18 protein-coding genes and 1 tRNA gene are annotated in these 22,925 nt (G+C 68.0%); 12 read left to right on the top strand and 7 right to left on the bottom strand.

The features are described from left to right. Positions 1-164 precede the first annotated feature (164 nt). The 4 genes from MLE42_RS07735 to MLE42_RS07720 all read right to left on the bottom strand — a co-directional run bounded on the left by MLE42_RS07735 (position 165) and on the right by MLE42_RS07720 (position 8,735). On the bottom strand, positions 165-3,083 hold the full coding sequence (locus MLE42_RS07735; protein ID WP_243287302.1) for a TonB-dependent receptor: 2,919 nt from the start codon (positions 3,081-3,083) through the stop codon (positions 165-167). Between the two features lie 420 nt (positions 3,084-3,503). Next, positions 3,504-6,482 carry a TonB-dependent receptor gene (locus tag MLE42_RS07730; protein WP_243287301.1) on the bottom strand — a complete coding sequence of 993 codons (2,979 nt, stop codon included), beginning with the start codon at positions 6,480-6,482 and terminating at the stop codon, positions 3,504-3,506. Between the two features lie 243 nt (positions 6,483-6,725). After that, positions 6,726-8,030, bottom strand: a complete 1,305-nt coding sequence (locus tag MLE42_RS07725; protein WP_243287300.1) for a thymidine phosphorylase — start codon at positions 8,028-8,030, stop codon at positions 6,726-6,728. Between the two features lie 24 nt (positions 8,031-8,054). Further along, positions 8,055-8,735: a YfgM family protein gene (locus tag MLE42_RS07720; RefSeq protein ID WP_243287299.1), complete on the bottom strand. Its 681-nt coding sequence runs from the start codon at positions 8,733-8,735 to the stop codon at positions 8,055-8,057. Positions 8,736-8,840: 105 nt separating this feature from the next. Between MLE42_RS07720 and MLE42_RS07715 the strand changes: the two genes are divergently transcribed. Next, positions 8,841-8,916, top strand: a tRNA-Phe gene (locus tag MLE42_RS07715). Between the two features lie 312 nt (positions 8,917-9,228). Here the strand turns inward: MLE42_RS07715 and MLE42_RS07710 are convergent. Continuing rightward, entirely contained in the window at positions 9,229-9,840 is a 612-nt protein-coding gene (locus MLE42_RS07710) for a hypothetical protein (protein ID WP_243287298.1), read from the bottom strand. Between the two features lie 55 nt (positions 9,841-9,895). Here MLE42_RS07710 and MLE42_RS07705 point away from each other — a divergent pair, with 55 nt between their 5' ends. The 9 genes from MLE42_RS07705 (at position 9,896) to MLE42_RS07665 (ending at position 19,275) form a co-directional block, all read left to right on the top strand. Continuing rightward, positions 9,896-10,189 carry a glutaredoxin family protein gene (locus tag MLE42_RS07705; RefSeq protein ID WP_243287297.1) on the top strand — a complete coding sequence of 98 codons (294 nt, stop codon included), beginning with the start codon at positions 9,896-9,898 and terminating at the stop codon, positions 10,187-10,189. A gap of 33 nt (positions 10,190-10,222) precedes the next feature. Next, entirely contained in the window at positions 10,223-10,396 is a 174-nt protein-coding gene (locus MLE42_RS07700) for a hypothetical protein (protein WP_243287296.1), read from the top strand. 21 nt (positions 10,397-10,417) lie between these two features. After that, positions 10,418-11,461 (top strand): rod shape-determining protein, encoded by a 1,044-nt coding sequence (mreB, locus tag MLE42_RS07695; RefSeq protein ID WP_338028450.1) that lies wholly within the window; start codon positions 10,418-10,420, stop codon positions 11,459-11,461. A gap of 19 nt (positions 11,462-11,480) precedes the next feature. Then, the gene (mreC, locus tag MLE42_RS07690; protein WP_243287295.1) at positions 11,481-12,368 is read left to right on the top strand and encodes a rod shape-determining protein MreC; all 888 of its coding nucleotides are present in this window, start codon (positions 11,481-11,483) and stop codon (positions 12,366-12,368) included. Continuing rightward, positions 12,365-12,853, top strand: a complete 489-nt coding sequence (locus MLE42_RS07685; RefSeq protein ID WP_243287294.1) for a hypothetical protein — start codon at positions 12,365-12,367, stop codon at positions 12,851-12,853. The genes mreC and MLE42_RS07685 overlap by 4 nt, the downstream gene beginning before the upstream one ends. After that, positions 12,853-14,739: a penicillin-binding protein 2 gene (gene mrdA / locus MLE42_RS07680; RefSeq protein ID WP_243287293.1), complete on the top strand. Its 1,887-nt coding sequence runs from the start codon at positions 12,853-12,855 to the stop codon at positions 14,737-14,739. The genes MLE42_RS07685 and mrdA overlap by 1 nt, the downstream gene beginning before the upstream one ends. Next, positions 14,736-15,821: a rod shape-determining protein RodA gene (gene rodA / locus MLE42_RS07675; RefSeq protein ID WP_243287292.1), complete on the top strand. Its 1,086-nt coding sequence runs from the start codon at positions 14,736-14,738 to the stop codon at positions 15,819-15,821. The genes mrdA and rodA overlap by 4 nt, the downstream gene beginning before the upstream one ends. Beyond that, entirely contained in the window at positions 15,821-17,821 is a 2,001-nt protein-coding gene (ligA, locus tag MLE42_RS07670; RefSeq protein ID WP_243287291.1) for an NAD-dependent DNA ligase LigA, read from the top strand. Before rodA ends, ligA begins: the two co-directional genes overlap by 1 nt. A 62-nt stretch (positions 17,822-17,883) precedes the next feature. Continuing rightward, positions 17,884-19,275: a serine/threonine-protein kinase gene (locus MLE42_RS07665; protein WP_243287290.1), complete on the top strand. Its 1,392-nt coding sequence runs from the start codon at positions 17,884-17,886 to the stop codon at positions 19,273-19,275. Here MLE42_RS07665 and MLE42_RS07660 read toward each other — a convergent pair. After that, positions 19,272-19,685 carry a hypothetical protein gene (locus tag MLE42_RS07660; protein ID WP_243287289.1) on the bottom strand — a complete coding sequence of 138 codons (414 nt, stop codon included), beginning with the start codon at positions 19,683-19,685 and terminating at the stop codon, positions 19,272-19,274. The genes MLE42_RS07665 and MLE42_RS07660 overlap by 4 nt on opposite strands. 42 nt (positions 19,686-19,727) lie before the next feature. On the opposite strand from MLE42_RS07660, the gene MLE42_RS07655 reads away from it, so the two are divergent. Beyond that, on the top strand, positions 19,728-20,882 hold the full coding sequence (locus MLE42_RS07655; protein WP_243287288.1) for a trans-sulfuration enzyme family protein: 1,155 nt from the start codon (positions 19,728-19,730) through the stop codon (positions 20,880-20,882). Between the two features lie 129 nt (positions 20,883-21,011). On the opposite strand, the gene MLE42_RS07650 is transcribed toward MLE42_RS07655, so the two are convergent. Continuing rightward, on the bottom strand, positions 21,012-21,536 hold the full coding sequence (locus MLE42_RS07650; RefSeq protein WP_243287287.1) for a class IV adenylate cyclase: 525 nt from the start codon (positions 21,534-21,536) through the stop codon (positions 21,012-21,014). 50 nt (positions 21,537-21,586) lie between these two features. Between MLE42_RS07650 and MLE42_RS07645 the strand changes: the two genes are divergently transcribed. After that, complete coding sequence (locus MLE42_RS07645; protein ID WP_243287286.1) at positions 21,587-22,891, top strand: hypothetical protein; 1,305 nt, start codon at positions 21,587-21,589, stop codon at positions 22,889-22,891. The last annotated feature ends 34 nt before the right edge of the window (positions 22,892-22,925 follow it).

The following is a 22,925-nucleotide window of genomic DNA, read 5'->3' as shown; positions in this document are numbered from 1 at the left end:
GGATAGGTCAGGTTCCAAGAACTTTACAAATAAATTTGACCTTGAGTCTGGGAATACAGGCATCGTAATGCGATGTCAATTGATCTAGACCTTTCCGACGAGTTTTCTTTAGTACATAAGGAAAGAGGCCCTTGCGGGCCTCTTTCCTGAAGCGGCGTTCCCGATTAGAAGCGGAAGCCGGCGGAGGCCACGATGTTGCGGGCCTGACCGTAGTAGGTGGCACTGTTGAGCGACGTGCCGAACTGAGAACCCTGGATCCAGGGGGAATTGACGGCCGTGGGGTAGGTGGCGGAAGTGGGCACCGAATTCCACGAGGTGTTGAAGGTGACGACCTGCTGGTGGTTGAGCACGTTGGTGACGACCACCTTGCCGAAGGCCACCACTTCCTTGCCCGCGACCTTGAAGAGGGGGAAGTCGTGGGAAATGGCCAGATCGAGGTAGGACGAGGCGTTGTAGACGCCAGCGCCGCGCTCCTGATCCATGTACTGGGTGAATGTCGAGCCAGCCTGGCTGCTGAGGGCCGAGCTGCCGAGGCGGGTGCGGGAGATGTTGCGGGTGTTGCTGTAGTGGGCGCCGGAATCGAAGCGGTAGATCAGGCCCACCGTCGTCTTGCCGAACTCGTTGGTGAAGACCTTGCTCCCGTTGAAGCGCATGCGGAGCGGGTTGTGGCCGAACAGGTAGCCATAGGGGTGGACCCAGTTCTTGTCGAAGTACTGGACGCCATTCTGGATGTACCAGCTGTTGATGGACTCGCCGCGGCCGGGGGTGTTGGTGCCTTCACCCTCGTAGTTGCCCTGCAGCTTGCTCCAGGTCATGTTGCCGCCGTAGGCCCAGCCGTTGCGGTTGAACTGGCCTTCGACTTCCAGACCCCTGTACTTGCGCTTGGCATCGGGGTTGTTGTCCCAGACGTTCATGTAGATCAGCGCGCCGGTGGGGTCCGCCACCTGGCCGTTGTTGCCGGCACTGACGTCGATGAGGTTCTTCCAGTTCTTGTAGACGCCGGTCACCTTGACGAAGCCGTCGCCGACGCCCTCCCAGTTGAAGGAGTAGGCGTAGCTGCCCTGGAACTCGTCCACCGTGGGAGCCTTCATCTTGTCGTTCAGCTTCACGTTCAGGGTGGGGTTGTTGTAGTAGGCGATGGGGTTGGTGCCGCCGATGGCATAGTTGGCCAGGTTCTGGATCTCGGCGAAGCTGATGCGGTTGGCGGTGAGCCAGTCACCGCCAGCGGCCAGGTAGGAATTGGCATACCAATCCACCTCGGTGGGGTTGCCCTGGCCCGTGACGGAGTTGGTGATGCCTTCCAGCACCTTGGCGTTGTAGCGGGCGTAGCTGGCCTTGAAGATGTGCTTGCTGTCGCCGAACAGGTCATAGGTCAAGCCCAGGCGGGGAGACAGGCCATCGGCGCCGGCGGTGCGGGCACCAGACTCGTTCTCGGCCTTGTACTTGTCCCAGCGGAGACCCAACTGGAAGTTCCAGTGCTGGTCGAGGTTCCACTTGTCGTTCACGTAGAGGCCGTAGGCATAGTTCTTGGCCTCGCCGGGGGTGCTGACGAACAACCAGGCGGCCGTGGGGATTGCGGTCCGGGTGACCAGGTCGACGCCGGCGGCCTCGAAGATCATGTTCGTGGGGCTCTGCTCGTTGCGGGCCCGGCGGACGCCTTCGTAGTAATCGATGCCGAAGTCGGTCTGGTGGCTGCCGAGGCCATTCCAGAAGAGGCTGGCCTTCACGTTGTAGGTGCGGTTGTCGCGGTTGTCGCCGCCGTCCGTGTTGTTGAAGATGCCGTTGTTGTAGTAGAGGCCCGTGTCATCGGACTGGATGGGGCTCTGGCCATTGGCGGAGCCGCCGGCGGAGAGGTTCTGATGCTTCTTGCCGAACCGGATCTCCGTGGTGAAGTTGGTGGCCCAGGCGGACCGCAGGGTGGCGTTCCAGAAATCGGAAACGCTGATCTGGGGAACCAGAGAGAGGAGCTCACCGGCGCTGTAGTTGCGGTTGGTGTCGTTGATGGCGTTCCGCATGTAGGCCACGACCAGGGTGTGGTCCTGGGTGATGGACCAGGTCAGCTTGGCCTGGCGGCGGATGTCCTTGCGGCCCTGCACGTAGCCCGCGCCGAACCCGGTGCCGTCGTTGGGGTTCTGGGCGCCGACGCCGTTGGGATCGTTGCTGAGGTTGCCGCCGATGGTGCCGGGGGTGTTCAGCTCGGTCTTGAAGTAAGAAGCGGCGAACCAGAGCTTGTCCTTGAGGATGGGACCGCTGAGGAACAGGGTCTTCTGCTCGCCGAGGATGTTGTTCAGGGCCGACTTGGCCTGGAAGGGCTGCAGGGCGTTCCAGGAGGGGTTGTTCAGCTCCCAGCGGAGAGAGCCGCTGAACTCATTGCCGCCAGAGCGGGTGATGGAGTTGATGACGCCGCCCTCGACGTCGCCGTACTCGGCGGACATGGCGCCGGTGACGACCTGGGTCTCTTCGATGGAGTCATCGATCACGGAAACGCCGCGGTTGTTGTAGGCGTTGTCCGCGATGTTCTGGCCGTCCAGCAGGTAGAGGTTGCCGGAGGTCATGGCGCCGCGGATCTGCACGCGACCGCCCACGCCGGTGGTGACACCAGGGGTGAGGAGGGCCACGGTCTCCATGCTGCGGTTGTTGGTGGGCAGCTGATCGACGGTGTCGTTGCGGTAGTTCGTCGCGGTCTTGACGTCGGTCTTGTCCACGGCGGGAGCGGCGGCGACCACTTCGACCACAGCGCCACCGGCCTTGCTCATGGTGACCTTGGGGCTGAAGGTCTGGTCGATGCCGAGCTGCTCGGTGATCTTGCGGGTCTCGAGGCCATCCTTCGTGTACTGGATGGTGTAGAAGCCGGGAGGCAGCAGGCGGGCGATGAACTTGCCCGTGGCATCCGTGACGTAGGTGCGGACGCCCTGGAGCGCGGGGGAGGTGAGGCGGACGGTGACGCCAGCCACGGGGGCGCCGGCGGTGTCGACCACCGTGCCGGTGACGTTCGCAGTCTGGGTGCCCTGCGAGTACAGCGCTGCCCCGCCCAGGGCGAGGAGGGCCGTGAGGCGGCCCAGGCGGTTGTTCAAGAGATGCATTGCATCCTCCGGAAGACCAGAGCCGGACAGGGTGGCTCTGCGTTGAAAAAAACATCCGCAGTCCCCGGTGGCGCCCGGGGAATTGCCCAGGCATCGGGAATGGCAGAAGGCATTAAAGGGGAGAAAGATCAGAGCACGATGATGCGGCCATTGTATTGCGATGGGTATTAATTTTTGTTAATTCGGCCTGAAAGTCGGGAACCGATTCGGCGGAATCGGCACTCCACTTTAACTTTGCAGGCATACCTCTAGTTGCGAGGTTATCGCAATGTCAAAGATCTCTCGAAGGGGCGTGACGGTATTTTCTCCCCACACCGCCGGAGCCCCTGTGATTCGAATGGTACCTGCAGGTTTGACCGGGTTTGCCAGCCAAGAAGAGGGCTCCCGAAGGAGCCCTCTTCTTGGCTGGGGTGGCTGGTTTCAGAAGCTGAACTTCACGCCGAGGCGGACCCGGCGTCCGGCATCGTAGGCGGGGGTTCCGCCCACCACGCCGGTGGGTCGCATGTAGTTGGGATTGACGGTATTGATGCCCAGATCCACGTTGGTGTCCAGCGCGGTGACCTTCTGCTGGTTGAAGACGTTGAACACGTTCGCGATGAAGACCAGGCGCTTGGATCCACCCAGCTTGAGGCTGTACTGACCGGCCAGGTCGAGGAGGAAGCGGGAGGGCAGGCGCCCTTCCACGCCGCGGCCGTAGACCGGAATCTCGCCCGCGTTCTCATACACGGGGTGGGCCAGGTACGAGGTGATGGGGGTGCCGGTCAGGTAGCGGGCCGTGAAGCCCACGGTCAGCCCCATGTCGAAGTTGTAGCTGCCGCCGGAATTGACCACGAGGGTGCGATCCGAGGGCAGGGCGCCGATCAGGAACTGCTCCTGGCCCGTGAGGCCGCGGGCGGGGTCCGCCAGCAGTTCCACGGGAAGGTCATAGAGGCTCGAGATGTTGGGGTCGGACTGCCCGTTGTCGTTGCGGAACAGGCCCTCGTAGTTGCCCTCCAGCTTGGAGAGGCGCAGGTTCATGAAGGCGTTGTATTTGACCGTATTCTTCCGCATCTCGAACTCGAACGCGTAGTAGTTGCGAGTCGGGGAGGGGAAGGTGGCGGTGCCGGTGAATCCCGTGAGGGCGGCGATAGCCCCGTTGTTCTCGCCGGGGTTCGCGATGAAGTAGCTGTCGCCATCCAGCGACATGTCTTCCAGGATCCGGCCGAGCTTGCGGTAGATGAAGCGGTTGCTGAGGGCCACGCCGTTCGGGAGCTCGACATCGAAGCCGAAGATCGACTCGTCCTGATACATCGACTTCGTGCCCGGGATGACGAGGGTCGTCTGGTCGCCGGTGGTGCGGTAGTGGATCGTGGTGACGGTCGTGGTGCCGTCATCGATCACGGGGGTGCCGGTCAGGATGGGATTGGAGAGCCCATTGAAACCAGGGGCCAGGGTCAGGAAGTCCGACCGGTTCACGCCCTTCTCATTGGAGAAGGCTCGGACGCAGATGTCGTTGGGAACCTTCTCGAAGTAGCGGCCCCAGAAGGCGTAGAGCTTCGACTTGCCGTCGCCGCTCATGTCGTAGGTGACGCCGAGGCGCGGTGCGATGTTGTCGCTGGCCTTGAACTTGTAGGTCTGGTCCTGCCCGATCATCTTCTGGCCTTCCATGCGGACGCCCAGCTTGAAATTGAACCGGTCCAGCTTGATGGCCGTCTGCAGGAAATAAGCGTCGTACTTCGTCTCCGTCTTGATCTGGGGATTCGAAATGTCACCCCGGACGATGCGGTAATAGGGCGTGCCGGCGGGGCCGCCATTGATGGACCCGTACCGCTTCTGGATGGAGAGCCCCTGGGAGAAGACCGTGCCGGGGGAGTGCGGGTCCGCGAAGCCCAGCGGGCCTGAACGCTGCAGGTTGGACTTGTAGTCCACATCCTCGTGCAGGTAGCCGATCTTGAAATCGAACCTGCCCCAGGTCCGGGACAGCTTGACATCGTACTGCTTGTTCTGGCCCTTCAGCTTCTGCTCATAGAGGCCGGCCGAGTTGGGGGAGAGGGTCGCGCCGCCCCGGGTGTCGACCACCTGCCATTCGCTGTTGCCCAGGCTTGAAATCGAGGTCTCGAAGGTGTTCTCGCTGGAGGTGGCGCGGGCCTCCAGGAAGTACTCATTGGCGAAGGTGGCGTTGTACTTCAACGTCAGGGTCTGGCTGCCGAACTTCAATTCGGTGTCCTTGCCTTCGGTGCCGCGGAAGGAAGAGAAGAGCTGGGGGCCCAGGTCCCGCTTGCCGGGATCGCCGAACGCACTGAATTCCAGGATCTGATCGGTGGCCACCACCCACTGCAGCTTGCCGTAGTAGGAGTCGGTCTTGTTCTTGTTCTCAAGGGTCTGGCCGCTCCTCGGCCACGGATAGATGCCCTCTGGCATGGCGGTGGTGGCCGAGGCGGCCGTGACGATGTGATAGGGTGCGACCCGCTTCTGGGATTCAGAAACTGGGTTGTAACCCACGAAATAGAACAGCTTGTCCTTGATGATGGGGCCCGAGACGAAGAACCCCAGCTCCAGGCGGTCGTACGACTTCCAGGTGGGCTGTTCCGTGCCGTCCGTCCGGTAGACCTGCCGGTCCGCGGCCTGGAGGCTATCGATGTCCAGGAAGGCGAACACGCTGCCCTGGAATGAGTTGGATCCCGATTTTGTGACGGCGTTGATGATGCCGCCCGTGCTCTGGCCGTACTCGGCCTCCATGGCAAAGCTCTTGACCTGGACTTCCTGGATGAAGTCCGAGTTGATGCCCGTGCCGAGGGAGCCATAGATGATGGAGAAGGAGCCGCTGCCGCCGAACCCGGTGTTGGTGGTGTTGGCGCCATCGATCACGTACTGGTTCTCGAGGCCGGATCCGCCCGAGATGGAGGGGTTGTTGGCGCCCGTGCCGCCGCCATCCACCACGCCGGGAGCCATGGAGGCAATGGCGGTGAAGGAACGGCCGAGGGGCATGGTGCTGAACTCGTCCGTGCCGAAGGATGTGCCGCTGGTCACCGTGGTGGTGTCCAGGGCCTGGGTGGTGGCGATCACTTCCACCACGGCGCCCGCTGCCCGGGTCATGGTGACCCGGACGGGCGTCAGGGTGTTGATGGAGGCGGTGGCGATGAGCTTCGTCGCCGTCTCATAGCCGGCCGCCGTCACCGTGAGGTGGTACTGGCCGGGAATCAGGGCGGACGCCTTGAAGGCGCCATTGGCGTCGGTCACGCGGACGACCTGGCCGCGGCCGCCATCGAGGACGACCTTCGCGCCGGCGACCGGGGCCCCGTTCGGGGCGGTCACCGTCCCCGAGATGGCGCCCGTCGTGGCGTCCTGCGCGCACAGGATCACCCCGCCGATGGCGAGGAGGGCCGTCAGACGGCCGAGGTGGGAGAAACGTCCATGCATACAGCCTCCAGGGAAATCGGGGCCATGCATCGCAGGTCCCGAGGGTGAACACGGGTCCTCCGCCAGACGTCGTCGATCAAGGGTCCGCTCGGGCCCCCAGGCTTGACCTCTGGGACTTCATCATGGAAAAGATCGATTCTTGTTGGGTCGTATTATAACGGCAGGCCCCAGGTCAATCGTCTTTTTTTATAAATTTCTGGGAACCCTTGCCAGCAAGGGCGCACTTCGCCGGCTTATTGAGACTCAGCAACCGATGGTGTCCAGCAGCCAGGGGACCGCCACAGGCTGCGCCGCTGCGAGCTCCAGGGTGGCCAGGTAGGCATCCGCCTTCAGTGAGTACCCGGCCTTGGCATGGGCGGTGAAGACCACATCCCCCGGTTCGATCCGCTGACCGACGGTTGCGTGCACCCGGATCCCCACGCCGAGATCCAGCACGTCCTTCTGATCCTTCCGCCCGGCGCCCAGTTCCATGGCCAGGAGGCCCAGGGCGCGCCCATCGATGGCGGCCACGTACCCGGCCCGGTCGGCCCGGATGTCCACGGTCTGGCCGGCCTGGGGCAGGCGGCTGAAGTCGTCCAGGGCCCGGGCGTCGCCGCCGTTGAGGGCGACGAAGCGCCGCAGGGTCTCCAAGGCGGAGCCGTCCTGGATGCTGGCCTCGATCCGGGTCCGGGCCTCCGGCAGCGCCTTGGCGGCGCCGCCCATGATCAGCATCTCCGCCGCGAGGCGGAAGCTCATCTGGGCCAGCTCGGAATCGCCGTGCTCGCCCCGCAGGATCTCCACGGACTCCATGACCTCGAGGGCGTTGCCGATGGCCCAGCCCAGGGGGGCGTCCATGCGGGTGATGAGGGCGCGGATCTGCATGCCGTGGGCGGTGCCCACATCCACCATGCTCTGGGCCAGGGTGCGGGCATCCTCCAGGGTCTTCATGAAGGCCGTGGGCCCGCACTTCACGTCCAGCACCAGGGCATCGGCCCCGCCCGCCAGCTTCTTGGACATGATGCTGGCGGTGATGAGGGGGATGCTCTCGACCGTGGCGGTGGTGTCGCGCAGGGCGTAGAGCTTCTTGTCCGCGGGGGCGATGTTCCCCGTGGGCGCGGAGTTGGCGAAGCGGGTCTCCTTCAGGCTGCGGATGAACTCCGCGTCCGTCAGCTCGACCTTGAGGCCGGGGATGGCCGCGAACTTGTCCACGGTGCCGCCCGTGTGGCCCAGGCCGCGGCCGCTGAACATGGGGCAGGGCACGCCGCAGGCCGCCACGATGGGGCCGAGGATGAGGGTGGTCTTGTCGCCCACGCCGCCGGTGCTGTGCTTGTCCACCTTGGTGCCGGGCACGGCGGAGAGATCCATGCGCTTGCCGGAATCGCGCATGGCCAGGGTGAGGGCCAGGGTCTCCTCGGTGGTCATGCCGCGCCAGCAGATGGCCATCAGCAGCGAGGCGCTCTGCTCATCGGGAACGCTGCCATCGGCCGCGCCCTTGACCCAGAAGGCGATCTGCTCAGGCGACAGGGCGCCGCCCAGCTTCTTGGTGTAGATCAGGTCGTACATCCGCATGGGATGATCCTCGGCTGAAGGCCCTCAGATGCTCTGGACCAGGCTTTCGAAGGCCCCGCCGTCGCTGCGGCCCTTGAAGCGGGCCTTGTATTCGGCCAGGTCCTTCATGGCCTGCGCGCGGTCACCGGCCAGGCGGTCCACATCCATCTGGCTGGCCCAGAAGGCCTCGGCCCAGGGCTCCCCTGGGGTGGCCTTGGCCCGCAGGCCGTCCAGCTGGGCCCGCGCGGCATCGGCCTGGCCCAGGGCCAGGGCCCGCTGGGCGAGGCGGATCTTGCCCCAGGGGTCCTCGGCCTTGCTCGGGGCCTGCTCCTTCCCGTCCAGGGCCAGGCGCCAACTCGCCAGCAATCCGGCGGTGGCGGCCTTCCGCGACGAGGGCGCCTGGTTCACCAGGGCCTCCAGGCGACCCAGGCGCTCCCGCATGCGCTTCTCCACTTCGGCGGGGGGGACGGGCGTCACGCCATCACCCTCGACTTCCATTTCCAGAGCCGAGAGGGCGGCCTCGTGCTTTTCCACGGCCTGGGTCTGATAGGCGCTCCAGCCGCCGTAGATGAGCCCCGCCAGCACCAGGGCCCCGATGCCGATGAGGATGGGCTTCAGGAGCGCTCCATCCTCGTCTTCGCTCTTGCCCAGCTTGGTCTGGAAGTGGGCCAGGCTCTGCGCCGGCTTCTGGACCTGGATCTCGCGGTTCTTGGTGGGACGGGCCATGGCGGACCTCTCTGACGGAGCAGCACTCAAACCATTGAGGATGCACCAATCCCCTCGGTTCCGGCACTTGAAAATGCGCCGCTGCCTGATATGCTGGCTCTTCCCGCCTGGGTAGCTCAGTTGGTAGAGCAATGGATTGAAAATCCATGTGTCGGCGGTTCGATTCCGTCTCCAGGCACCAGAAATCAAAGGCCCCCGCTCGGGGGCCTTTGATTTCTGGAAAGACGGAAGCGAAGTCGAGGCTCCACTGCCGAGAGCCGAAGGCGATTGGGAGGGTGCCCCGGCGGGGCGCCCGATCAGTGGAGGCAGTCTCAGGGCGCGTTCCGGAGGCCGGAGGTCGCCTCGCGTCTGGCGTCTGGAGGCCGAAGGCGCCCCTAGACTGCGTGCGGCGGAGGGGACGTGCGTGAGCGAGGCCCCCGAGGGTTCCGTCTCCAGGCACCAAAACCAAGGCCCCCAACCGGGGGCCTTGGTTTCGTGAACGCGCGAAAGGTTCCTATTCCGCCCCCGCTGGCCGGTAGTCATCGGCCAGGGTGACGGGGACCTTCTGCTTGACCTCGTTCTGGATCTGGTCGCTGAGGGTCTGCATGTGCTGCTGGCGCCAGAGCTCCGGCAGCTGGGACTTGACGGTCTCGAAGGGGGGGATGCCCTGGGCGCGGCCCTGGGCCTTGAGGGCTTCGACGCGCTCCTTGTAGAAGGCCTGGAGCTGCTCGTCGGTGGGGTTCATGCCCGCCATGCGCTTCTTCATCAGGGCCTGGAAGTAGACGTTGGCCTGCTGCTGCTCCAGCTGCCGCTTCACGGAGGGATCCTGATCGAGCCCCGTCTGCGCCGCATAGGTGGTGATGGCCCGCGACATGGCGATGCGCTGGGCGAGCTGGGCCCGGTCGTTGCGGGCGGCGGCGTCCGTCAGGAAGGCCTGGGCTTCTTTGGGATCCGGCGACAGGCTCTTCACGATGTCCTGGAACTCGGCCTCGGTGAGCTTGCTCCCACCGATGTTGGCGATGACGCGGCTGGAATCCGGCTTGACGGCCTTGCCGCAGCCCAGGGCGAGGGCAAGGAAAAGGGCCGGCACCGCGATCAGGCCGGCTCGATGGGTCATCTTGGACATGGAACCCCCAACAAAGGCATCAAAGTCTCCAGAATGACAGGTCCGGGAGGATCGCATGAGTCGAATTGATGACCTGAAGGGCCTAGATCTGGCGGTCTACAGCGCCACCTGGTGTCCGGATTGTCGCCGCCTGGAGGCCTGGCTGACGGGTCAGGGTGTGGCCCACCGGAAGGTGGACATCGAGACGACCCCGGGCGCGGCGGAAAAACTCGAGATGGAAACCGGGAAACGGGCCATCCCGTTCGTGCTGGTGAATGGGGGGCGCTGGGTCCGGGGCTACCACAAAGAACTGCCCCAGCGGCTGGACGGGGACCTGCTCGTGGAGGAGCTGCTGGCGGCCGGGAGGTGAACCGCCCCGGACACGCGCTTGTGATGCTCGCCGGTGCGGGGCGATCACAAGGAGCTGCCCCAGCGGCTGGACGGGGATCTGCTCGTCGAGGAGCTGCTGGCGGCGGGGAGTGAGCCGGCCGGGACACGCGCGGTGATCCGCTCCGGCACGTCCCTGCCCGCGGGTTCTCCTCGGCTGGCCTGGGGGGGGTGGTTCGTGGCACTCTAGGAGGTTCTCCGGGAGCCGCCAGTGGCCAGCATTTTTTCCAGCCAGTTCTGGTCCAACATCTTCAATTCGGACCTCGCCATCGACCTCGGCACGGCGTCGACTCTGATCCATACGAAGCAGGCGGGCCGCATCGTCATCTACGAGCCCTCCATCGTGGCCGTGAATACGGTCACCCATGACGTGGAGGCCGTGGGCGACGAGGCCAAGCAGCTGCTGGGCCGGGCCCCCCAGGGCGTCCGGACCATCCGGCCCATGAAGGACGGCATGATCTTCGAGGTGGATGCCGCCGAGAAGATGCTGGCCCAGTTCATTTCCAAGGCCCGGCCCAACCGCGGCATCGCCCGCACCCGCATCGTCGTGAGCGTGCCCCCTCGGGCCCACCAGGTGGCGCGCCGGGCCGTGAAGCAAGTCTGCTACGACGCCAAGGCCGGCGAAGTCTTCATCGTGGACCAGACCATGGTGGCCGCCATCGGCGCGGGCCTGGCCATCAACGAGAAGCGCGGCTGCATGATCGTGGACATCGGCGGCGGCACCACGGACGTGGCCGTCATCAGCTACAACGGCAAGGTGTTCTCGGATTCCATCCTCATCGCCGGCGACGAGATGGATGAGGCCGTCATCAAGTACATCCGTGAGAAGTACAACGTGCTCATCTCCGAGGCCTCGGCCGAGGAGGTGAAGTGGACGCTGGGCTCGGCCTTCCCCTCGGAGCTGACGCGCACCATGGAGGTGAGCGGCCGGGACCAGTTCGAGGGCCTGCCCAAGACCCTGACGCTCAACGACGCGGAGATCCGCGAGGCCCTGGCCGAGCCCATCAACGCCATCATCGACCTGGTCCGCAAGGCCCTCAACGAGACGCCGCCCCAGCTGGCGGCGGACCTCATCGACCGGGGCATCTGCCTCACGGGCGGCGGCTCGCTGATCCAGGGCCTGGATGAGCGGCTGCGCAAGGAGACCCATCTGCCGGTCTTCCGCGCCGAGGACCCCCAGACCGCCGTGGTGCGGGGCACCGCGCTCCTGCTGGAGAACATCCCGCTCCTGCGCCGCATCCAGATCCTCGACTAGCTGGCGGGAGGTTCGACAGATGGCCCTCCGCGCAGCCAAGTGGGGATGGAGCCGCACAGGCTGGCAGCGCCTGCTCGTCCTCCTTCTGTGGTTGGGCCACGGAACCTGGGTCCTGCTGGGCCCGCACCCCAGCCGACACTGGGCGCGGGTGGCCGATGTCCTCTCGAAGCCCGGCCAGGGCCTGGCGTCCCGATGGGCGCAGTGGCGGGCGGCCCAGCGGGTGTCGGCCCGCAGCTTCGCGGAGACCCAGGCCGAGAACGAACGGTTGCGCGCCGAGCTCGCGCAGCTGCGGACCCAGTCGGCGCAGGAGGCGCCCCGGCTGATGGAGGTGGACGAGGCCGTGCGGCTCTTGGGGCTGAAGCGGCAGGTCCCCCTGGATCTGAAGGGCGCGCGGGTGATCTTCAGCACGCGGCCCGCCGCGTTCGGAGGCCTCATCCTGGACCGGGGCCAGGATCTGGGCCTGGTGGCGGACCAGGGCGTGCTGGTGCCCGAGGGCATCGTGGGCCGCCTCTGGTCCGTGGGCCCCACCCAATCGAAGATCCTGCCGGCGGACGCGCCGAACGCCTCCGTGGCCGTCATGCTCATGCGCAGCCGCGCCACGGGGGTGCTCCAGGGCCTGGGATCTGGGCGCGCCCTCATCCGCTACATCAGCAACCAGGAGGTGGTGCAGGTGGGTGAGGCCGTGCTCACGTCGGGCCTGGACCGCGTGTTCCCCCGGGGCCTCCTGGTGGGCTACGTGGCCGAAGTGGCGCCCGGCGATCTGGAGCTGAAGGTGCAGGTGAACCTGTCGGCGCCCCTGGACCGGATCTCCACCGTGCTGCTGCTGCCCGCCCAGCCACCACTGGAGGTGCAGCCGCCCTTCGTGGCACCTGAACAGAAACCGCAGCGCAAGCGGGGGACGCCATGAGGATTCCGGCTCCTTCCGCCATGCGCCAGAACCTCCTGTGCGCGGCCGCCCTGGGCCTGGTGTTCCTCTGCGCCCCCTTCCCGCGGCTCCAGGCCGTGGTGCATGTCCTGCTGGTGCTGGCGCTGGCGCCCCGGGCCGGCTCTCCCCTGACGGGCCTGCTCTGGGCCGCGGCCGCCGGCTGGGCCTTCGAAGGGTCCCTCCGGCTCTATCCGCACCTGGGCGGAACGGCCTGGGCGGACATGACCCTGACCCTGGCGGCTGGCTGGATGGCGGGCCGCTGGCCGCTGGAGGGCCTGAAGGGCTGGCTGGCGCGGCTGGCGTGCCTGGTCGTGGCGCACACCCTGCTGGTCCACGCGGCCGTGCGCCTGGCGGCGGGTCCGCACGCCTGGGGTCCCGGGTGGTTCTGGGCCCTGCTCAGCCTGCCCCTCTGGGGCTGGGCGACCTGGCGCCTGATGTACTCCGGGCCTTCTCCCCGGCTGGGCTGATGGATCCCCGGCAGCGCCCCCTCCTCCACCGCCGCCTCGGGGTGTTCAAGGGCCTGGCCTGGAGCCTGGTGGCCCTGCTGGTGCTGATCTACGCGTGGCTCCAGATCGTCCGCCACGGCGAGTTCAAGCAGCTGGCCATGCAGCAGGCCGTGAAGATCCGCCCCATCGCCGCGCCGCGGGGCCTGGTGCTGGACCGCAACGGCTACCGCCTCGTGGACAACCGCCGCGCGCTGCATCTCGTCATCCAGCGGGAGGATCTCCCCACGCGGCCGGAGGTGGTGCAGAGCCTGGCCCAGGCCCTGGAGCTGGACCCGGCGGGGCTGGCACGGAAGATCCAGAGCTACCGCCTGGCCGGGAAGGGCCGTCCGCTGGTGCTGAAGGAGAATCTGGACGATGCGGGCATCGCCCAGGCGGAGCGGGTCCGGGCCCGCTTCCCCTTCCTCAGCGTGGACGTGGCGCCGCGGCGCGTGTATCTCGGCGACGAGCTGGCCGGTCACGTGCTGGGCTACGTGGGCGAGGTGGACGAGCCGATGATGAAGGCCAATCCCGATGTCTTCCGGCTGGGCGAGACCATCGGCAAGGAGGGCTTCGAGGCCAGCGGCAACGACAAGCTCAAGGGGGTGGATGGCCAGCGGCGCATCCTCGTGGATCAGCTGGGCACGGAAGTCGCCCACTTCGGCCAGACCGATGCCGTCGCGGGCCGCAGCCTCTACCTCACGCTGGACGCGGGCCTCCAGAAGGTTATGCAGGACGCCTACGGCGAGGAGGCCGGCGCGGCCGTGGTGCTCGACCTGCGCGATGGCGGCATCCTGGCCATGTACTCCAGCCCCTCGTACGATCCGAACCTCTTCCTCAATCGCCTCAGCCAGGAGATGGTGGACCGCTACCTGAACAATCCCACACGCCCCATGATCAACCGGGCCATCCAGGGCATCTACGCGCCGGGCTCCACCTTCAAGCTGCTGGTGGCCCTGGCGGGTCTGGAGAAGGGCGTCATCACCCCCCAGACCGTCATCTACTGCGCCGGGAAGAAGAACTTCTACGGCCGCGACTTCCGCTGCGACAAGCCCACGGGCCACGGGGGCCTGAACCTGGTGCAGGCCATCGCCCAGAGCTGCGACGTCTACTTCTACGAGGTGGCCTCCCGGCTGGACGTGGACGACATCTACGCCACGGCCGAGAAGTACGGCCTGACCGAGCGCACGGGCATCGACCTGCCCCGGGAGAAGCGGACCCGCATCCCCAGCCGCGCCTGGAAGCGCAAGGCCGTGCCCAAGGACCCCAAGTGGTACGCGGGCGAGACCATCAGCGTGGGCATCGGCCAGGGGGCGGTGGGCGTCACGCCCATCGGCCTGGCGCGGTTCTACGCCACGCTGGCCACGCGGGGGAAGGTGCTCACGCCCCACCTGTTCTACGGCTTCCGCAGCGACCAGTCCAACACCCTGGAGCCGGCATCGGTCGCGCCGTTCAAGGACACCCCTCTGGACCTTCGCAACTGGGCGGTCCTGGACGAGGGCCTGTACGAGGTGGTCCAGAGCGGAACGGCCGCGGCCAACCCCTTCATCCGGGAGATCGCGCGGGAAGCTCCCTTCGTCGGCAAGACCGGCACGGCCCAGGTGGCCACCTTCGTGGACAAGAGCCACTACGCCCGCCAGGCCAAGCACCTGAAGGATCACGCGCTCTTCGCGGGCTATGCGCCCCATGACAAGCCGCAGATCGCCTTCGCCGTGGTGGTGGAGAACGCCGGCTTCGGCTCCACCGCCGCCGCGCCCATCGCGGCCAAGCTCGTGAAGTACTGGTTCGTGGACCGGATGAAGACCCCCATCCCGCCCCCAAGGGGCCGCATGGTGGATCCCTTTGCGCCTCCCGCGGAGGCGGCCGAATGAAGGATCGCGTCCGAGCCCTGGATTCCCGGCTGCTGGGGGTCATCCTCGCCCTCATGGCCCTGGGCACGCTGACCCTCTATTCCGCGGGCCGGAACACGCCCCAGGCCACCATCTGGCTCAAGCAGACCGTCTGGAACCTCATGGGGCTGGCGCTGATGCTCCTGCTGGCGAACACGAATCCCCGCCGCGTCCTCCGCTACAGCTTCCCCGCCTACCTGCTGGGCCTGGCGGCCCTGGTGGCGGTGCTGGTGGTGGGCAAGAAGATCGGTGGCGCCACCCGCTGGTTCGTGGTGGCCGGCCAGACCTTCCAGCCCTCGGAGCTCATGAAGTGGGTGACGCTCCTCTACGTGTCCCAGCGCCTGGGCTCCCGGCCCGCGGACAGCATCGGCCGCCTCGAGCTGCTGGGCGCGGTGGGCCTGGTGGCCTTTCCCATGCTGCTCGTCCAGCGCCAGCCGGACCTCGGCATGGCCCTGAGCTTCCTGCCCATCCTGCTGATCATCCCCCTCATGAAGGGCCTGCGGATGCGCTGGGTGGTCGCGCTGATCCTGCTCGTCTCCCTGGGCGGCTTCGGCGCCTGGAAGTTCGCCCTCAAGCCCTACCAGAAGCAGCGAGTGATGATCTTCCTGGATCCCTCCAGCGACCTCCAGGGCAAGGGCTACCAGGTGAACCAGAGCCGCATCGCCATCGGCGCGGGCGGCCTCATCGGGAAGGGCTTCACCAGCGGGTCCCAGACCCAGCTGAACTTCCTCCCCGTGAAGACCACGGACTTCGCCTTCAGCGTGTGGGCGGAGGAGCGGGGCTTCCTGGGCGTGCTGCTGGCCCTGGGCCTCTTCGGCCTCTTGCTCAGCCGGATCCTCGACGCCGCCAAGGCCGCCCACACCACCGCCGAGGCCTACTTCTGCGCCGGGGCGTCGGGCATCTTCGCCCTGCACCTGCTGGTGAACGTGGGCATGGTGGCCGGGGCCCTGCCGAACAAGGGCATGGTGCTGCCCTTCTTCAGCGCCGGGGGCAGCAGCACCCTCAGCTTCTTCCTCGCCCTGGGGCTCATCATGGGCATCCTGTACCGGTCGAAGGTGAAGTGATGGATCTCCGGACCCGCATGAAGCAGCTGGCCGACCAGGTGCGACTGCACCGCCACCGGTACTACGTGCTGGATCAGCCCACCGTCTCCGACGCCGAGTACGACGCCCTGGAGCGGGAGCTGCGCGACCTGGAGGCGGCCCACCCGGAGCTGGCTGATCCCAACAGCCCCACCCTGCGCGTGGGGGCGCCGCCCATCGACGCATTCCAGAAGCGCCGCCACGCCGTGCCCATGCTGAGCCTCGACAACGCGTATTCCGAGGCGGAGCTGCGGGAGTGGGAGGGGAAATGGCGGAAGCTCGCCCCGGAGGCCGAGCCCCGCTACGCCGCCGAACTGAAGGTGGACGGCCTCTCCCTGTCCCTGCGCTACGAGCGCCGCGAGCTGGTGGAGGCCCTCACCCGCGGCGACGGCGAAACCGGCGAGCTGGTGACGGAGAACGCGCGGACCATCGCCGACATCCCCATGCGGTTGCCCGAGGACGCTCCGGATACGCTCACCGTGCGCGGCGAGGTGTTCCTGTCCCGCAAGCGGTGGGAGGAGCTGAACCGCCAGCGGGACGCCCGGGGCGAGGCCCGCTTCGCGAACCCCCGCAACGCCGCGAGCGGCACCATGAAGCTGCTGGACAGCCGGGAGGTGGCCGGCCGAGGGCTGTCCTTCCTGCCTTGGCAGGCGCTCTGGGACGGCGCTCCGGCGGAAGATCACGCCCGGTCCATGGTCCACCTCGGCGCCTGGGGCTTCGGGGTCATGCCCGCCCATGCCACCGGGGACCTGGAGGCCATGCTGGCCTTCATCTCGACCCAGGCCGAGGCCCGGCTGAAGCTCCCCTTCGACACGGACGGCGTGGTGATCAAGCTCCTCGACGCCGAGCTCCAGCAGCGGCTGGGCGCCACCGACCGCGTGCCGCGCTGGGCCATCGCCTTCAAGTACCCCGCCACGCAGGTGACCACCACGGTGCTGGGCATCACCTGGCAGGTGGGCCGCACGGGCAAGCTCACGCCGGTGGCCGAGCTGGAGGCTGTGGAGGTGGCGGGCTCCACCGTGCGCCGGGCCACGCTCCACAACGCCGACGAGCTGGCCCGCCTGGGCCTCCGCGTGGGCCATCGCGTGTTCATCGAGAAGGGTGGGGAGGTCATCCCCAAGGTGGTGGCGCTGGTGCCCGGCGAGGAAGACCGCGGCCTGCCGGCGGCGGAGATCCCCTCGGTCTGCCCCGTGTGCGGCGGCGAGGTGGGGAAGGCCGACGACGCGGAAGTGGCCATCCGCTGCCTCAACCCCGAGTGCCCCGCCAAGCTGGTGGCCCGGATGCTCCACTTCGGCGGACGGGCGGCCCTGGACATCGAGGGTCTGGGCGAGGCCCTGGTGGAGCAGCTGGTGGCCTCCGGGCGCTTCGAGCAGCCCTGGGAGGTCTTCACCCTGCTGGGCGAGCCCCGGCTGGGCCTCGCGTACCTGTCGAACCTCGAGCGCATGGCGGAGAAATCCGCCCAGAACCTCATGGATGCCCTGGCGGCGGCGCGCACGAAGCCCCTGTCCCGGTGGCTCCACGCCCTGGGGATCCCCATGGTGGGCGCCCGCACCGCGGAACTGCTGGCGGAGGCCTACCCGTCGCTGGAGGCCCTGTGGGCGGCCGAGGAGGCTCGCCTCCAGGCCGTGGAGGAGGTGGGACCCAAGGTGGCCGCCGCTTTGCGTGGCTTTGCGGCCCTGCATCCGGACCTGCCCGCGCGGCTGTCCGCCCTGGACATCCATCCCGCCCCGCCAGAGGCCCGGGACCGGAGCGGCCTGCCCCTCGCTGGTGAAGTGGCGGTGGTCACCGGCACCCTGCCCACGCTCTCCCGGGAGGAGGCCGAGGCCCGGCTGAAGCGCCTGGGCGCGAAGGTCACGGGCAGCGTCAGCGCCAAGACCACGCTGCTGGTGGCCGGGGATAAGGCTGGCTCCAAGCTGGCCAAGGCCGAGGCCCTGGGCATTCCCGTGCGGGATGAGGGGTGGCTGCTGGGGCAGGGGGACTGAAAAGGCCTGGACGGCGGGTTGGGGATCGTCCGATGATCGGGGCCGAATCCTTGGAAAGTCCCGTGCTCACGCGCCTCGGCAAGTTCGACATCCTCCGCCTGCTCGCCCAGGGAAGCATGGGCGATGTCTACGTGGGCCGCGATCCCATCATCGGCCGGGAGGTGGCCATCAAGGTCATCCAGGCCACGGCGGCCGCGGGGCCCGAGGCGCGCGAGCGGTTCGCCCGGGAGGCCCGGGCCGCCGGGGCGCTGAACCACCCGAACATCGTGACCATCCATGAGATGGGGGAGGAGCAGGGGGTGCTCTACCTCGCCATGGAGCTGGTGAAGGGCGAGGACCTGGCCACGCTCATCCGGGCGGGGACCCTCTCGCCGCGGGACACCCTCGAGGTGCTGGCCCAGGTGTGCGATGGGCTGGCGGTGGCCCACCAGCACCAGGTGCTGCACCGGGACATCAAGCCGTCCAACATCCGGGTGGTGTGGGATGGGAAGGCCCTCCAGGCCAAGGTCCTGGATTTCGGGGTGGCCAAGATCTTCAACACCGACACCACGGATGAGGGCATCGTCTTCGGCACCGTGACCTACATGGCGCCCGAGTACCTCCAGGGGGGCCGTCCGGATGCCCGCAGCGACCTGTTCGCCGTGGGGGTGGTCCTCTACGAGACGCTGACGGGCATTCCCCCCTTCGACGGGCCCAATCCCGGCGCCGTGATCTACCGCCTGCTGCACGAGCCCCCGCCTCCGCTGCTGCCCACGGCCTCCCATGGCATCAGCCGCGACATCCAGAGCCTCCTGAGCGGCGCCTTGGCCAAGGACCCGGCGCACCGGTTCCAGAGCGCCGAGGCCCTGGCGGCGGCCCTGAGGGCCGCCAAGGATCCGAACTGGCGCTGGAGCCCGGAGTGCCTCCACGCCGGTCCCCCGCTTCCCCGAGTGGCCCCGAGCCCGTTCCCAGCGGCGCCCCCGCCTCGGCCCGTAAAAGCCCAGGAGGCCACGGCGCCGAGGGAACTCCCCGCCTCCGCCGCCCCCTCCGGGCGTTCCCGGGACACGCCCCCCGCGAGGCTCCCTTCTCCGGCTTCGGGGCCCCGGCGGGCCGCCGGGGCCGGAGGGATCGCGCCGGATCCGGACCACGAGGAGGAGGTTCCGCTCGAGAAGCGGCCCGCGGGCCAGGCGGAAGTGCGGAAGGACGTCCTGGAGACCACGCGGCGCCAATTGCTCCAGGCCCTCGCCATCGATCCAGGCAATGCGAAGGCCCACGCGATGCTGCTGGTCACGCTCTATCGCCTGGGCTGGCGGGAGGCCATGATGCAGAGCCTGCGCCACGCCCGGGATGGCGGCATCCCGGCCCCGCTCCTGAAGGCGGTCCCCCGCTGCGCCCAGCTCGTGGATGAGGAGGCCGCCGCCTGCCACCTCCCCCTGGAGCTGCACCAGGAGTTCATGGCCTACCTGGGGGATTAGCGCTCCTGGATCTCCAGGATCCGCCAGTCGTCGCCGGCCTTCCGCCAGCGCAGGCCGAAGGAGCGGCGCGTCGCGTCCCGGGGCAGGAGGCCGGCTTGGCGGCTCGTGATGACGAGGTCCACCTCCTGGAAGGCCTCGCTCCCCCGAACGGTGAGGTCGTTGCGCAGCACCGTCACCCCCACCTTGTCCTGCCGGAGGAGGCCCATGAGGAACAGGCGGGCGCCGGCCTTGTCCATGCCTTCGGGGCCACGGAAGGCCGCATCCAGAGGCCCCACGGCGGCCGCCGCGTCCCCATCCTCCACGGCGACGCGGCAGGCTTCGAAGGCGCTCCGGATCCGGTCCTCGGGCTTGTCGGATCGACAAGCCAGGAGGATCGCCAGCATAGAAACCAAAGCGATGCTTTTCCTCATGGACGCTCACCTTCACACTGGTGGATCAGGAAGGATGGTCCCATGAATCCCCAAGGCCGTTTCGACACCCGCTGCATCCACGCCGGCCAGAGCCCGGATCCCACCAGCGGCGCCATCATGACGCCGGTCTTCTTCACCAGCACCTATGTGCAGGAGGGCCTGGGCCAGAACAAGGGCTTCGACTACGCCCGCGTGCGCAACCCCACCCGCGACGCCCTGGAGGCCAACCTGGCGGCCCTCGAGGGCGGCGCCCACGGCATGGCCTTCGGCTCGGGCATGGCGGCGGTGCAGGCCATCTTCGAGCAGCTCTCCAGCGGCGACCACGTGGTGCTGGGCGACAACGTCTACGGCGGCACCTTCCGTCTCCTGGACAAGGTGATGACCCGCTTCGGCCTCACCTACACTCAGGTGGACACCGGCGACCTGGCCGCCTTCCGCGCAGCCCTGCGCCCGGCCACGAAGCTCGTGATGCTGGAGACGCCCACCAACCCCATGCTGGGGATCACGGATATCCCCGGCGTGCGCCGCGTGATGACGGAGGCGGGCTGCACGGCCGTGCTGGCCGTGGACAACACCTTCGCCACGCCCTACAACCAGCGCCCCCTGGAGCTGGGGGCCGACCTGGTCTTCCACTCCACCACCAAGTACCTGAACGGCCACAGCGACACGATCGGCGGCATCGCCATCACCAGCCGCGAGGACATCGCCGAGGGCCTGCGCTTCCACCAGAAGGCCGCGGGCGGCATCCTCTCGCCCATGGAATCCTGGCTCATCCTGCGGGGCACCAAGACGCTGCACCTGCGCATGGAGCGCCACAACCGGAGCGCGCTCCAGATTGCCCGCTGGCTGGAGGCCCGCAAGGACCTGAAGGCCGTCTACTACCCCGGCCTGGAATCCCACCCCCAGCACGCCCTCGCCAAGCAGCAGATGAAGGGCTTCTCGGGCATCGTCAGCTTCGACACCGGCGACGCTGAGCGCACGCGGCGCATGGCCTCCAGCTTCAAGGTCTTCTCCCTGGCGGAGAGCCTGGGCGGTGTGGAGAGCCTGGTCTGCCACCCGGCCAGCATGACCCACGGCAGCGTGCCCGAGGCCGACCGCCAGCGCCTCGGCATCAACGACAACCTCCTGCGCCTTAGCGTGGGCGTGGAAGACGTCCAGGACCTCATCGAGGACCTGGAGCAGGTGCTGAAGGTCTGATATCGCTCCGGGGGTTCCCCTGCGCGGACGCATGCGTCCCGCAGGATCTAAGGGCACGCTGCGCGAACACCCCCGGACCCCCGCGCAGAGGCAAGGAGACCTTGCCTCTGCGCATGGCCCTTCAGAACATCAGCCCAGCCCATGCGCTTGGTACAGCTCCGGATAGCTGCGGGGCTCGGCGCGGTTGGGGGCGAGGCCCAGGCCCTCCATGGCGACGCGGATGGCCTGGGGATCGCCCTCCAGCTCCAGGTAGCAGCCGAAGGGGGTCTCGTCGAGGCAGGCCTCCAGCTCGTCCCGTTCCCACACGGCCCGGGTCTTCTCCATGCGCAGCACGGGCGAGAAGCCCAGGGCGCGGAGGATGGCCTCCAGGGATTCGCCATCGTCGATGCCCGCCTCGTGCTCGGGGCGGATCTTGAGCATGGGGTCCGGCACCTTGGGGCCTTTCCAGGTCAGTCGGAAGGCTCCGGCGAAGCGCCGTGTCCGCAACGCCGAGCCCGCCGCCCGCAGCTCGCCATCCCGATCCCAGAGCACGCTTACCTCCGCCTGGGCGGGGACGACCTCGCGGAAGCCCAGGGCCTCCAGCAGGGCGCGGTAGGGGCCCGTGGCCGGGATGCGCAGCTTGAGCTCGGTCTCCACGGCGGGTTTGTGCTTCATCGCGGCGCGCCTCCGATCAGGCATGATGGTGCTGTCCCTGCGGTCCCATCGTGATCCCACAACGGTACATCATCGCCACCCTCTTCATCGCCGCCATGCTGCTGCTCTTCGCGGTGGTGCAGGCGCCGCGTCCGGTGACCTCGGGCGGGGTGGGCGCGGTGGACGCCCCCGCGGTGATGAGCCTCGGCGGCAGCGAGACCCTCGCCGAGCTGAGGTTGGAGGAGGGCTGGGCGCCGCGCTTCCAGGGGGCCCTGGATCCGGACCAATCCGAGCCCTGGCCCTTCGAAGGCGGCTTCGGCACGCCCTGGGAGCCGGCCTCGCCCTACCTGGGCGACCAGGGCCTGGCCCTGAACGGCCCCCAGGGGCGGAGCGAGGTCGTCCTCTGGCGCGGGCTGGAATGGCGCCGGTACCGGTTCGATGCCCCCCTTTCCTCCGCCCGGCTGGATCCGGCCAAGGGCAACCGCCTGCTGGTCACCCTCCAGATGGGGGACGGCCGCTACGAGACCCGGTTGCTGGAGGTGCCCGAGGGCCGGGTGATCTGGTCCACGGAGTCCGGGCCGTGGAGCCGGTTCAGCTGGGACGGGAGGGCGGTGCTGCTGGGCTTCTTCGAGAAAGCCGATCCCAGGGCGGAATCCCGCCTGCTGGTCGGGGTCCTGCCCCTGGAGACGGATCTGGGGGAAGCCACCCTCGCCGGCTGGGATGAAGCGGATCTCCCCGCTCCGCCCCGGGGCCTGGCCACGAAGCCGGAGGCCCTGTCGGACGATGGCCGGGACCTGCCCGGTGCCCGCATCGAGCTGCCTTGGCACGCGGGGGATCGGCTCTGGTTTCCGCGGGCGGACCGCCTCTGGTACGGAGGCGTCCAGGGGTGGGTCGCCTGGGTTCTGAAGGAGGGCCGGTGGCGCCGCGCCGCCGCGGGGCCGGGGCTGCTCACGGCCCATCCGCCCCAGCGCATGGCCTTGACCTCGCCTCTCGCCGACGAGGGGATGGCCCGCCGCACCAGCCCGGTGACCGGGGTGGACTGGTCCCCGGTGCCCGAGGGGGCGCTGCCCTGGCCCGCCTGGGACGCGGCCTGGGCCTGGCGGGACAACGGGGCCTTCGATGCCTGGGACCAGCGGTGGAACGAGAGCGCCCTGCCGCCGGAGCGCCAGCGCCAGGCGCTGAGCGAGGCCTTCCGTCCGGATTGGCGCGCCGCCTTGAACCTGCGCGTCTCCGTCAAAGGCTGGCTGCCCGGGGGCCCCGAGGTCGCCCTGCGCGAACCCCTGGGCGTCGCCTGGATCTGGGTGGGAGATCGCGTCCTGCTGGTCCGCCTGGTGGAAGTGGAACGGGTACGGGTCTTGAAGAAGCTGTTGCGCTAGCGTCAGATTCCAGACACGCCTCCGGCCCATTCGC

The organism is Geothrix terrae, from assembly GCF_022808775.1.
Lineage (GTDB): Bacteria > Acidobacteriota > Holophagae > Holophagales > Holophagaceae > Geothrix > Geothrix terrae.
The sequence above is the reverse complement of the archived record's forward strand: the minus strand, read 5'-3'. Positions and strand labels throughout refer to the sequence as shown.